This is a genomic window from Motilimonas cestriensis (assembly GCF_021295315.1).
GTDB lineage: Bacteria > Pseudomonadota > Gammaproteobacteria > Enterobacterales > CBDFNC01 > Motilimonas > Motilimonas cestriensis.
In genome coordinates this window covers 48,664-61,160 of the sequence record NZ_JAIMJA010000016.1, presented here as the reverse complement: position 1 = coordinate 61,160, position 12,497 = coordinate 48,664, and the positions used below count along the sequence as shown (strand labels likewise).

Genomic DNA, 12,497 nt, shown 5'->3' with positions numbered 1-12,497 from the left:
CGGTGGCGACCGGTTTGCCACCGCACTATTTTTGGATCTAATAACGTGGAACTAGCCTCAAGTCTTAGCCAGCAAGATGAAGTATTATTGTCAGCTTGGTTAAACAGCGCCGAAACACCGAATAACACCTTCTCGTTGATGGCGACCAAAGGGTTTTTATTCGCCTTGGTTTGCGCCCCTAAGCCCATTGAGACCGATGTCTGGTTAAGCCAGATTTTAGGTGGCGAGTTACCTGCTGATATTGCAGAAGACAAGCTGTTTGCTTTGATTACGCTGCATAATCAAATTGGCAATCAAGTTTATGAAGAAGGCATGAAACTGCCAAAACAATTAGAGTTTTCGGCAGGTTGTGAAGCTAACTTTCTGGCGGGACACCCATTACATGAATGGTGTTTAGGTTTTGCGGTGGGAAGTGGTTTTTATGCCCAAGACCTCATGGATGCCTTGCCGGAAGATGAAGATTTATTTGAAGCCTTTTCGATGGCTTATATGACCCTGAGTTTTTTTGCGAGTAAAGCCAACGCAGAAGCGATAGCAGAATTTCAAGATAATGGCGATCTACAAACTTTTAGCCAAGAAATGTATGGCCTAATGCCTGATTTCAGTTTGGGTTTTGCAGCCCTAGTCGAAGAAGCGGCATTGGCTTCAGGTTTAATTGCTGAGGATGATTGGGACGAAGAAGGCGATGCTGACGATAGCCAATAGGAAATAAACGTGACTGAGCAAATATTAACTTGGATGCAAGCTCTTGCGCGTGAGCATGAAGGTGAATTACATGGCTGCGCAGTATTACAGCCTTACTTGAAAGGTTACTTTCCTGAGCCATATTTACAGCAAACCGCGTTCATGGTGGTGGACACTTTACCGTTGCCCAATCTGACTGGCCTGAAAGGGATGTTGGCACAGCAGTTTATGCCGAAAGATTTACGCTCCATCGCATATGCCCACGGTTATTACATTTTGCGAGAGCATGCTGATGACTGGTCACTGCATTGCCGCGAACTAGTGCATTTAGCGCAATGGCAGCATCTCGGCGCTGAAGGCTTTTTACAGCAGTTATACCAGCAAATAAAATCAGACGGTTACCAGCAAGCGAGTTTAGTTAAAATGGCTGACGCAGTAGTTGGGCATTTTAATCAAGATAGTGAACTTGATAATATTCCTGCATTAATAGTGCAAAGTTTACAAGCAGTAGAGAGTTAACATGAGCGTAGAGCAGTTAGAAAAAGTCGACTTGATGAGTATCGACAAGGAAAGTGAAACCTTAGTGCTAACCATTTTAGATGCCCTTGAGTGGGATGAAGAAGATGTTCACTTATTTACGCTGCAAAGTAAGGTTAATGCGTATCTTGAGTTTATTCGTACCGGTGAAGTATACAAGGCAGAGCCTGATGCAAAAGGCATGCGCATGGCCATTGAAGTGATGTTTAAGCACAAGCCTCATGCCGCCGCTGAAGCCTTTTTAGCAAAAGTGGAAACCATGCTTTACGAGCAAACACGCGTGAAATTTAGCTATGGCCCTAACCCCGCTACCGGGTATGTAGACAGTGACGGTTAACGTTGAATCACTGTTTATTTGCGCGAACATGAATGTTCGCGCGTCTTAAACATTAAAACTGCGCTACTTCTTGCGCAGTTAAAAAACGCCATTCGCCTTCCGCCAAATCTGTTAAATCAACTTGGCCTATCGTGGCACGGTGCAATCCAATTACTTTGTTATCTAGCGCCGCAAACATTCGTTTTACTTGATGATATTTGCCTTCTTGTAGGGTTATTTTGACTTGTGTTGGGCTAATCAGCTCAAGCTTGGCTGGCAGAGTCGGTTTACTTTCATTGTGTAGCATAATGCCTTGCTCACAGCGTTCTGCGGCATCGTCACGTAAGGGTTCTGCTAGCTCTACCATATAGGTCTTTTCACAGCTTTTCTTGGGTGAAGTGACGCGGTGCGACCATTGGCCATCATCGGTGAGCAGCACTAAGCCTGTGGTATCAACATCAAGCCGACCCGCTGGATGCAGTTTGTCTTTCTTCTCATGCTCAATAAGGTTCAGGACACAAGGATACACTTCATCTAGAGTCGAGCAGATATACCCTTGCGGTTTGTGCAGTGCAATGTAGAGTGGGCCGGTTAATGTGAGAGGAGCACTGTCAAATAACACGGTTTGTGTGGTATCTATTTTTTGTGCTGGGTTAGTGATTAACACATCCGCTACTTTTACTCGGCCGCGCAAAATCGCTTTTTTGGCGTCAGCCCGAGATAGCTGGGTGGTTTCACATAGGTATTTATCTAGACGCATGCCGATTCTCTTTTTTGATGGTATGAGTGGCGCTCCACTCAACAAGGCTGCAGTCTAATCAAGAACCAGCAGTGAAACCAGTGGATATCGCTTTATGAGGTTATCTATAACTTGCACTAAGAGATAGATAATGGTTTTTAGGACTTATCTGTAATTTATCTTGCGCGATAAATTGTAGTCTTTAGCCAGCTTATCCAAAGTGCCACTTTGCTCCAGTTGCTTAAGGTAAGCGATCAGCTCATCTTGTGAAATAAGTGCGCCATGGCTCAACAAGGCTTGATGCTGGTAGCGCTGATCCCAACGTTCAGAGCTTAATAGTAAGGCTCTCTTTTCTGGATAATGCTTTAAATAAAACTGTAAGTAAGACCAAGTAACAGGGGCAACCTCGCCACGCCCTCTTAAGATGGCCTCGATACTGGCGTGATTGTTATTCACGAATGAAACATCAAACTGTTTATTTAGCAGGGTTTGGTCGGTGATATCACGGGTTATGTTGTAGTGATAGCCATCGACTAAAATCAGTTTTTTGCTTTTTAGGTCATCAAAGAAGTCTTGGCCGCGATCGGGCTTATTCTGGGTGATATAGACTTCGCCGTCATCAAGGGGGAGCGGTATGGTATGAAAGTCGACATGTTGCCATCCCCACATTTTATTTTCAAATAAGATTAATTCGAAACGGTTACGGCTAAACGCTTGGTAGCGATATAGGCTAGAAGTTGAGACAAAGGTGAAGTTGTATTTATTCTGTGCTTTATTCAGCTGCTTAAGTACATCTAAGGTTAAGCCGGAATAAGTGCCATCGGACGCTTTAGTAACGTAAGGAGAGAAAGGATAGCCACCGACTTTAATGGTTATTTTTGTGTGAGCATATGCACTTAAAGAAAAGCATAATGGAAAAAAGAATGAGAGTGCAAAGCGCAGCAACATAAGCTTTATTATTTCATGGCGGTCAAAAGATAAAATAAATATAGCCTTTTTATCTGTATGTTGACCAGTTCGAAAGTCATTTAATGCTGCGCGAGTGGCTCTTTACAGTCCAACCTGTGGAGTTGTGTTGTTTTCCCAAAGAGAAGTAAACACGATTTCTTGCTCTTGCATATCACAGCTAGCGTGGAAACTATGTCCTTTTGGATCTTGATGAGTCAGTACAATTTCCTTTCTTACTCTTTGCTTTTGCTGTGTTTTTTTGTCGTAGTCAGCGCAGAAAATAATATGAGCCATAATTGCATCCTGTGATATTGAGATGCTGACACTATATGAAGAATAGGGCTACCTCACTATCAGGGATAACCCATATATTTATTGAGTAAGAGGCTATTTTTTGTGATCGCCTCGATTAAATACACTAAAAGCTGTCGCCACGTGGTGGCAGTAAACCTCAATTAAGTGTTGGTCGTATTCTGAAAATTCATGACGAGGCTTACCCCGTGAATAGAGAATATGCTCTGAACCTTCTTCTGTTTTGAAATAAGCGATATAGCGATCGCCGTAATACAAGCTATTTTGAGTGCGGTGCACTTCGCTTAACTCCGCTTGGATACTCTCGGGTAGTTTATTGATTTTAAAATCTGAATATGCAGAAAATTCACCAATACCCACAAGCACCTCGCGCTCGTCTGTATTATCGGCAATGCGGTAATAAAGGGCGTCATCACCTAAATGCAGTAAGGTGGTCAATTGTGTTAGCACATGAGTGGCAAATTCATGAATGGCTTGTTCATGTAATAGTTCGTGTGAGTATTTGATCATCGACTCAAGGCTGCGCTTGGTCAGTTCGATGGCTTGAATATCACGAAAGTTTCTCAGGGAAGCATAAATCGTTGTGCGTAGTTTTTGTGAGGTAAGCTCAGCTTTTTCTTTGTAGTCGTTAATATCATATTCGACAATAACATTAAGCTCCGGTGCTTGTCCCGGCTGGCCTGTGCGAAGAATAATTCGGGTTTGGGTATTCTGTAATTCATTGCGCACATATTTAACCACATCTAATCCAGCATGATCTGTTTCCATGACCACATCAAGGAACATTAGAGCGGTGTCTGGATTTTCTTTGATCATTTTTTTCGCTTCAGCGCCGGAATAGGCACTGATGGTTTTGACCGGTAAATCCATAAACTCCATTTGATGGGTGACCATGCGAGTCACCGAATGAATATCGTGCTCATCATCAACAATCATCACTTTCCAAAAGCGACCTTCCGCAGCTTTTGTATTTAAATTCTCTTCTGTGGAGTCATCATCCTCAAAAATTAGAATGTCGTCATCATCGGTCATGTTAACGCCTTGTTTAATTGCTGATCTAAGCGGGTTCATTAAGGTTTTAGACCTCGAGTCGGCCGCTGTCTAGGTTTAGATTAAAATTCTGCTAGGTAGAGCAAAGCTAGGCTAGGGTGATATTATTTAATCTACATCAATTATTGTGGTTATTTTTACTAACAATGTAAATTATTGGGGTGAACTATTGCTCGTATTAATAATATTGAGCCAAAAATAGCGCAGTCATTGCGTGCGCGGCTATTTATACTGGTGTTTCTCACAAAATGAATCGCGCTTAGTGCTAAGGGATTTTATGTCGTCGTTTAATCACAATAAATATCAATCGTTTAAACCAATTGAAATAGTCAATAGGCAATGGCCTGATCAAGTGATTAGTAAAGCGCCACTCTGGTGCAGTGTAGACTTACGCGACGGCAACCAAGCACTGATTGAGCCAATGTCAGTAGAACAAAAGAAAGTGCTGTGGGCTTTATTAGTTAAAGTCGGCTTTAAAGAGATTGAAGTGGGTTTTCCTGCCGCGTCACAGCCCGATTTTGACTTTGTGCGCTGGTTGATTGAAGAAAACCAAATCCCAGACGACGTGACCATACAAGTGTTGACTCAAGCGCGTCCGGCGTTGATTGAGCGTAGCTTTGCAGCATTAAAAGGTGCCAAGCGTGCGGTGGTGCATTTATATAACTCCACTTCGACGGTGCAACGTGAGCAGGTATTCAAGCTAGATCGTGCTGGAATTATTGACATTGCGGTAAAAGGCACGCAGTGCGTGAAAGCATTAGCGCAGGCAAACCCTGAAACTCAGTGGACGTTTCAATACTCACCGGAGAGCTTCACTGGGACTGAGTTAGATTTTGCGGTGGAGATTTGTGATGCCGTGGTTGCGACTTGGCAGCCTACTGCGCAAGACAAAGTGATATTGAACCTACCCGCCACGGTTGAGATGTCGACGCCGAATGTCTACGCCGATCAAATTGAATGGTTTATTAATCATGTGGCGCAGCGTGAAAATGTCATTATTAGCTTACACACTCACAATGACCGAGGTTGTGGCGTCGCTGCGGCTGAATTAGGTGTGATGGCGGGGGCCGATCGTATTGAAGGTACCTTGTTGGGTAATGGCGAACGTACCGGTAACATGGACGTAGTGACCATGGCGATGAACCTTTACAGTCAAGGTATTGATCCTGAGTTAGATTTTTCCAACATCGATGAAGTGGTGCAAGTGGTAAAAGCTTGTACTCAGTTACCTGTGCATCCGCGTCATCCGTATGCTGGTGAGTTAGTCTTTACCGCATTTTCTGGTAGCCACCAAGACGCGATTAAAAAGTGTTTGGCATTGCGTCAGCCTGACGATATTTGGAATGTGGCTTACTTGCCGATTGATCCAACGGATCTAGGCCGCGATTACCAAGAGGTGATCCGCATTAACAGTCAATCTGGTAAAGGCGGCATTGCGTGGATTTTAGAGCGTGAATTGGGCGTGCAATTACCGCGCTGGGCGCAAATTGAATTTAGCGCGGTAGTGCAAAAAACTGCAGAAGTCACCGGTGCAGAAGTATCCGCTAGCCAGATTAGTGAGTTGTTTAAAACCACTTACCTTTCAACCTCTGGGCCGTATGTGTTAGGTGATTATCACATTGAGCGTAAGCAAAGTGATCACGTCAAAGCCAAGCTTGAGTACCAAGGTCAAGAGGCGACCACTGCGGTGGAAGTGGAAGGCATTGGTCGCGGTGCGCTAGATGCCTTTGTTAATGGCTTGCAGCAACAAACCGGATTGACCATCGACGTGATTGATTTTGCCGAGCATGCCATGACCTCGGGTGCAGAAGCAGAAGCTATTACCTATCTATTAGTGAAGGTAGAAGACACGCGCGTATTAGGCGTTGCGGTGCATCAAGATATTATGACCGCTTCGTTGGACGCTGTGTTAACCGCGCTAAACATTTACACTGCACAGCAAGTTGCTGAGGTGGCGGTAGCGGGTTAATCCTACCTTTAGATTTTAGTGAGCCTTGTTTAGTTTTGGTGATAACCCCAGATTAAGCATGGTTCACTCTGCAAATCGCGCTAGCCATCCTTGGTTGCTCAATAAAAGGCGTCCCTGCCGATTGAATTATGCTTAATCATCTTATGGTTTATTGAACGTTAGGGGGACTCTTTTCTGGTTGTTCGATGTAGTGGGCATTAGGTTTATATGCAATTATATCGGCTAGAAGATCTAGGAGGGTGGCATGTTTGAGTTAATAGGCGGTTTGGTTTCTATTTTGATTGGTTACGCTATTTATAAATATTTGCGAAAAACTAACAACCTCAGTCACGTGAAATGGATTTTCGTCATCTTGTTCATTTCATCTATTGTTTCCATATGGATAGTGGATTTAAAGGTACCTTTTGAAAATTCGCTTTTGTATTCTGGCGGTAAGGCTAATGAATTCGTTGCTATGCTAGCGCTGGTATCAAGGCTAGTGTTCTCTGGCACAGTTGTCTTTGTGTTCATTGCATTCAGTAGAATAAAAAATCACATTACAAGTTAACCCAAATCGTGGATCTGCGAAATTTTGCCGTAAAAAAATACTTTATCTTGTTGCGATAGGCTTAAGCAGAGCTGGAATAAGTTAGTCATCACTGTATTGTGGGGCGACCCGAGCGATCTGCAAAGTTGACCGACTGTTGCCAAAGTGATTGTTTTAGTATGCTGTAGGCTCAAACTTAAGGCGATAAATAATAAGGGGCTGCTGTGGTTTGGAACAAAATGAAGTACGTGGCTTGGCTGGTTATCTGGTTGATATTATTGGCTACGCCCAGTGTGTTATTGCTTGAGCATCAAGCGCTATTCCCTTGGCTTGACTTAACCAGTGGGTTTGCTGGCGCAACTTATTTGTTAACCTCAACCGGCACAGCGCCTTATGCGGTGATTACTGTGGTGATCTTTTTAGCGGTGAGCTATTTTTGCATTCCCAAACCTGACTGGCTAAGAATGACTGCGGCCGTGGTCCTTAGCTTACTGAGCAGCTTTACGTTAAATCATCAGTTGAAATCGTATTTTGCTGAAGCGCGGCCTAACATTACGTTTCTTGCTAGCCAAATGGGCTCTCCTGTTGATCTTTATTCGTTTTATAATCAACATGCTAGCCAGAGAAGTGCGTTAGTTGCGCAGGCTTTAGAGCAGTATCAGCACCCTGATAATCGCTCCCAATTAACTACCCAGCCGCCGCTTCAAATATCGCCGACGATCCAACAACATTGGATCAATGAAGTGGGGTATGCATTTCCCTCTGGCCACACTATTTTTGCCACCACATTAGTACTCACTGCGAGCTATTATTTATTATTATCCGGTGCGCTTGGTTTGAATATTATTTTGCTGTGCTGGGGCGCGGCAATGGGGCTGAGCCGAATGTTACTGGGTATGCATTGGTCACAAGATGTATTGGCTTCTACCTGCTTAGCGGCGGTGATCAGTGTTGTCAGTATCAGTGTTATTGAGAAAATCCAACGGCCAAAATAATCACCGCTACAGTGCTGCCATGGTTTATTTTAGGACTAAGCATGGGGCAATAATATTGGCGCGATATGACCAATGCATTTTGTTCTTTAGATGCTACCCTAGTTAGCAGTTATTCATTGTGGAGTATGCAAATGAAACAAGCGCTATTTTTATCGTTTTTAGCAGCATTCGTTCTGGCTGGTTGTGAATCAAAACAAGCTGCTCAAGAGACCAAAACGACAGCACCTGAAACCATGATAGTAGTGGATGCTGCCAACGCCCGTTCGTCATTGGATTGGAATGGCGTGTATCGTGGGATTTTACCTTGTGATGATTGTGATGGCATTGAAATTTTTATCGAGCTCAAACCCAATAATACTTATGCGCTTAGTCGTAAGTTTCTCGGCAAAATGGGTGTTGCGGTCGTTGAAGCTGCGCCATTTACCTGGAATGATGCTGGTAATACCATCACTATTGAAGGTGGTACACAGTTTTTTGTTGGCGAAAATCAAATGTGGTTAGTTGATGAGAATGGTGAGCGCCTGATGGCAGAGGCGAATGTCATTCGTAAAGAGATGTGATTTAGCTGACAACAACTAACCGCGGATGCCAGCTCCTTTATTAGCAAAAAGCCAAACGGAATGTTTGGCTTTTTTGTTATTGGCTGTATGCGCTTAACCTTTGTTGCCGCCAGCGGTTAAGCCGCCGACTAACCATCTTTGTGCAAGAATAAACACCAGCGTGATCGGGATGGCTGATAGTACTGCCGCGGCGGCAAAATCACCCCAAAGGTAGTTTTGCGGATAAAGGTATTGCTGCATACCAACCGCAAGGGTGTACTGATTAACATCACGTAATAGAATCGACGCCACAGGCACTTCGGTGATCGCCGCAATAAACGACAAGATAAACACCACCGCCAATATCGGCACCGAAAGCGGTAGCAATATCATTCTAAAGGTCTGCCAAGGGCTCGCGCCATCTAACGCGGCCGCTTCTTCTAGGGACTTATCTATGGTTTCAAAATAACCCTTAATGGTCCAAACGTGTAAGGCGATACCGCCGAGGTAAGCGAAGATCAAACCGCCATGGGTGTTTAAACCTAAGAAAGGAATATATTGTCCCACTTTGTCGAACAGGGCATACAAGGCAACTAAGGCCAGTACTGCTGGGAACATTTGGAAAATCAGCATGCCTTCCAGCAAGATCTTTTTCCCTTTAAATGCCATGCGAGCAAAAGCATAAGCACAAGTGGTGGAAAGGGCTAATACCAATACCGAAGTGACCGCGGCAACTTTTACCGAGTTCCACAGCCACAGCAATACCGGAAACGGTGGTTGCGTGACCGAGCCGTCGCTGTTTTCCACGGCGATACCTAAGGCTAAACGCCAGTGGTCGAGGGTTGGGTTTTCAGGAATTAATGAGCCTGAGGAAAAATTCCCATCCCGAAATGAAATTGCAATTACCATAAATAAGGGCAGCAAGATCATTGCTAAAAATAGCCAAAGTAAACCATGGGCTAGCCAAACGCGGTATTTTTCATTTTTTGATTTTACAATTGCCATCTGAGTTCCTTAAGCCAATTGGTTCTTGCTGGCTTTGAGATTTAACAACGCTAACCCACCAACCATTAAGAATATTAAGGTTGCAATCGCACTGGCTAAGCCAAAGTCTTGGCCACCGCCGCCTTCAAATGCAATGCGATAGGTGTAGCTTACAAGCAAGTCGGTGTGACCCGCGGGCGTAGAAGAGCCGATGATATCTGGTGCGCCATTGGTTAATAATTGGATTAATACAAAGTTGTTAAAGTTAAAGGCAAAACTGGCGATCAGCAGTGGCGTTAATGGCTTAATCATTAACGGAAAGGTGATCTTGAAAAAGTTTTGGATTGGATTGGCGCCATCAATGGCCGAGGCTTCGTATAAATCAGCAGGAATGGATTTTAATAAGCCCATACATAAAATCATGATGTAAGGATAACCGAGCCAAGTATTCACAATTAAGATCATTGTTTTTGCCAGAATCGGATCGGTAAACCAATTAATGCGAATACCAAATAAGCCTTCAATTACTTGGTTTATTTCACCAAAGCTTTGATTAAATAAGCCTTTAAAGATCAAGATAGAAATAAACGCGGGCACCGCATACGGCAAGATCAGTAGCATGCGGTAAACAGCTTTACCTTTTAACCCTTCCCACTGCACCACAGATGCCAGCACCATACCAACCGCTAAGGTAAATACGACGGTGAGGCCGGCAAAGATAACGGTCCAAATAAATATTTTAATAAATGGCCCCTGAATGCCCTCGTCGGTCAAGATGCGCTCAAAGTTAAACCAACCGGCACTGACCACAAAGCCTGGTGCCATTGGTTTGCCGACAAACTCACCGGTTGGGTTAACCGCTTGATAAAAGCCAATATCGAAATTGGGTTTTATTTGTTCATTGGTTTGTTGATTAACCAAGCTTTCGCCGTCTGCCGCGAGTGTGTACAACGGCGTTTTAGCTGCAAATTGACGTAAGCCACTCATGGCGAGTTGCGTGCCGTCTGGGGTGAAAACAGCCAAGTTACTTAAGATATTACGGTTTTTGGTGACAACCATCAGTTTGGCTTGGTTGCCGGTTGGTGGGGTGTCAGTTGCTTGCAGTGATACTTGTTGTAGGTTTTGATCTAGCGCTACCGGCTCAGAGATGAGCTTTTTATCTGCTTGGCTAAAAAATAACAGTACTTTGTCGTTATCAGTATGGTAAATCTGAAATTTAAATTGATAACGGTCATCGGCAAAGGTGCGCTGTAAAAATTGTTGTTGTACTCGCTCATAAGAAAGCTGATTGCTACCACTGTAATTAGTAAACGCAATGCTTACGGTATAAAGCAAAGGGAAAATAATAAATAACACCACGGCAGCCATGCCGGGGTAGATGTATCTGTGTGCGTACGTTTCTTTGCGCGCAAAAATGATCACCCCAGCAGTGACCAGTATCAGAGTTAACAACGCAAAAGATGATTCACCTTTGGCATACATGAGTACAACGGCATAACCACCAATCAGAGAAACTAACGCTAAAATAAACCACTTCAGCCAAGGAGTTGAAACAGTAGAAGCATCACTAGTGGGCATAATAACCTCATTAAGCAAGAAACAAGAAAAGCCTTTGGCATCCGGCCAAAGGCTGCTTAGTCAGTATTACTTCACTATTCGTGCGGCGGCATCGTTCGTTGCGTCAGCAACATTTTGACGACCTTGAACAGCGTTGATAATGGCGGCTTTTTCGGCGTACCAGAAGGCTGACATTTGTGGGATGTTGGGCATCACCTCACCAAACTGTGCATTTTCCATGGTGGCAGCAATACGTGGGTCGGCCGCTAAAGTTTGCTGATAAGACTTCAGTGCAACCGCGCCTAGTGGTTTGTCGGCATTAACGTGGGCTAAACCTTGGTCAGTTAACAGGTAGTTTTCAATAAACTCTTGGGCTAAATCTTTGTTGGGGCTGGCACTGTTAATCCCTGCGGTTAACACGCCAACAAAAGGTTTCGCGGTTTGACCATTAAACGTGGGTAGTACGGCAACGCCATAATTAACGCCGCTTTTGTCGATATTGCCCCAAGACCAAGGACCATTAATGGTCATGGCGGTTTCACCTTTGTTAAAGGCTGATTCTGCAATGGCGTAGTCTACGTCGGCGCTGATCACCTTGCCTTTCACCATATTGACTATGTGTTGTAGGCCAGCTTGTGCGCCCTTGTTATTAACACCTGTATCTTTAATGTCATAACCGCCGTCTTTGGCTTTAAAGGCGTAACCGCCATCAGCTGCAATTAGCGGCCAAGAGAAGAAGGGTTCTTGCAGGTTCCACATAATGGCAGACTTACCCTGTGCTTTGAATTTCTTATTAAGCTCAGCAATTTCTTCCCATGTTTTCGGAGGATTAGGTAATAAGTCTTTGTTATAGATAAGAGATAGCGACTCAACTGCAACCGGATAGCCGATGTACTGACCGTTAAAACTCATGGCATCCCAAGTAAAGTCTTCAAATTTGGCTTTAAACTCTGCGGATGGCGTAATGGGCGCGAGCAAACCAGCTTGTGCCCAGCCGCCGAATCGATCATGTGCCCAAAACACAATATCTGGACCATCACCGGTAGAAGCAACTTGTTGGTACTTCTCTTCCATTTTGTCCGGGTGAGCCACGACCACCTTAATGCCGGTGTCCGCTTCAAACTTTTTACCTACTTCCGCTAGGCCGTTATAGCCCTTGTCGCCATTAATCCAAATATTGATAACACCTTCTTCCATTTTCGCGTGAGCTAGGCTGATTCCGCTAAGTGCAGTGGCAGCTGTAATGGCCAAAGTGCATAGAGTTTTTTTCATGGTATCTATCCTTCAAGAACGGGGGTTAATAACTCAGTCGTTAAGCTAAATCAGACCCCAGATTGCGTC

Annotated in this window: 14 protein-coding genes; 7 read left to right on the top strand and 7 right to left on the bottom strand. The window is 44.2% G+C overall.

Annotated elements, in window-relative coordinates:
• Positions 1-45: 45 nt before the first annotated feature.
• Genes K6Y31_RS15230 through K6Y31_RS15220 form a run of 3 tightly spaced genes read left to right on the top strand, consistent with a single transcriptional unit; the run spans position 46 to position 1,558 of the window.
• Positions 46-705, top strand: coding sequence for a YecA/YgfB family protein (locus tag K6Y31_RS15230; protein WP_233053812.1), 660 nt, complete (start codon positions 46-48; stop codon positions 703-705).
• A 9-nt stretch (positions 706-714) separates the two neighbouring features.
• Positions 715-1,203 carry a hypothetical protein gene (locus tag K6Y31_RS15225; RefSeq protein WP_233053811.1) on the top strand — a complete coding sequence of 163 codons (489 nt, stop codon included), beginning with the start codon at positions 715-717 and terminating at the stop codon, positions 1,201-1,203.
• Between the two features lies 1 nt (position 1,204).
• Entirely contained in the window at positions 1,205-1,558 is a 354-nt protein-coding gene (locus K6Y31_RS15220) for a DUF6572 domain-containing protein (RefSeq protein WP_233053810.1), read from the top strand.
• Between the two features lie 52 nt (positions 1,559-1,610).
• On the opposite strand, the gene rsuA is transcribed toward K6Y31_RS15220, so the two are convergent.
• The 4 genes from rsuA to K6Y31_RS15200 all read right to left on the bottom strand — a co-directional run bounded on the left by rsuA (position 1,611) and on the right by K6Y31_RS15200 (position 4,607).
• Positions 1,611-2,297: a 16S rRNA pseudouridine(516) synthase RsuA gene (gene rsuA / locus K6Y31_RS15215; protein WP_233053809.1), complete on the bottom strand. Its 687-nt coding sequence runs from the start codon at positions 2,295-2,297 to the stop codon at positions 1,611-1,613.
• Positions 2,298-2,441: 144 nt separating this feature from the next.
• Positions 2,442-3,224, bottom strand: a complete 783-nt coding sequence (locus K6Y31_RS15210) for a substrate-binding periplasmic protein (protein ID WP_233053808.1) — start codon at positions 3,222-3,224, stop codon at positions 2,442-2,444.
• A gap of 102 nt (positions 3,225-3,326) precedes the next feature.
• Positions 3,327-3,518: a hypothetical protein gene (locus tag K6Y31_RS15205; RefSeq protein WP_233053807.1), complete on the bottom strand. Its 192-nt coding sequence runs from the start codon at positions 3,516-3,518 to the stop codon at positions 3,327-3,329.
• A gap of 93 nt (positions 3,519-3,611) precedes the next feature.
• Positions 3,612-4,607, bottom strand: a complete 996-nt coding sequence (locus K6Y31_RS15200; RefSeq protein ID WP_233053806.1) for a DUF3369 domain-containing protein — start codon at positions 4,605-4,607, stop codon at positions 3,612-3,614.
• Between the two features lie 256 nt (positions 4,608-4,863).
• On the opposite strand from K6Y31_RS15200, the gene leuA reads away from it, so the two are divergent.
• The 4 genes from leuA (at position 4,864) to K6Y31_RS15180 (ending at position 8,636) form a co-directional block, all read left to right on the top strand.
• A complete protein-coding gene (leuA, locus tag K6Y31_RS15195; RefSeq protein WP_233053805.1) occupies positions 4,864-6,555 on the top strand; it encodes a 2-isopropylmalate synthase in 1,692 nt (563 codons plus the stop codon).
• A 244-nt stretch (positions 6,556-6,799) separates the two neighbouring features.
• Entirely contained in the window at positions 6,800-7,102 is a 303-nt protein-coding gene (locus K6Y31_RS15190) for a hypothetical protein (protein WP_233053804.1), read from the top strand.
• Positions 7,103-7,305: 203 nt separating this feature from the next.
• On the top strand, positions 7,306-8,076 hold the full coding sequence (locus K6Y31_RS15185; RefSeq protein ID WP_233053803.1) for a phosphatase PAP2 family protein: 771 nt from the start codon (positions 7,306-7,308) through the stop codon (positions 8,074-8,076).
• A 131-nt stretch (positions 8,077-8,207) separates the two neighbouring features.
• Positions 8,208-8,636, top strand: a complete 429-nt coding sequence (locus K6Y31_RS15180; protein WP_233053802.1) for a copper resistance protein NlpE — start codon at positions 8,208-8,210, stop codon at positions 8,634-8,636.
• Between the two features lie 93 nt (positions 8,637-8,729).
• On the opposite strand, the gene malG is transcribed toward K6Y31_RS15180, so the two are convergent.
• From malG to malE, 3 genes are all read right to left on the bottom strand, one after another.
• On the bottom strand, positions 8,730-9,620 hold the full coding sequence (malG, locus tag K6Y31_RS15175; RefSeq protein ID WP_233053801.1) for a maltose ABC transporter permease MalG: 891 nt from the start codon (positions 9,618-9,620) through the stop codon (positions 8,730-8,732).
• A 9-nt stretch (positions 9,621-9,629) separates the two neighbouring features.
• Positions 9,630-11,177: a maltose ABC transporter permease MalF gene (malF, locus tag K6Y31_RS15170; protein WP_233053800.1), complete on the bottom strand. Its 1,548-nt coding sequence runs from the start codon at positions 11,175-11,177 to the stop codon at positions 9,630-9,632.
• A gap of 66 nt (positions 11,178-11,243) precedes the next feature.
• Positions 11,244-12,428, bottom strand: a complete 1,185-nt coding sequence (gene malE, locus K6Y31_RS15165; RefSeq protein WP_233053799.1) for a maltose/maltodextrin ABC transporter substrate-binding protein MalE — start codon at positions 12,426-12,428, stop codon at positions 11,244-11,246.
• Positions 12,429-12,497: the final 69 nt, after the last annotated feature.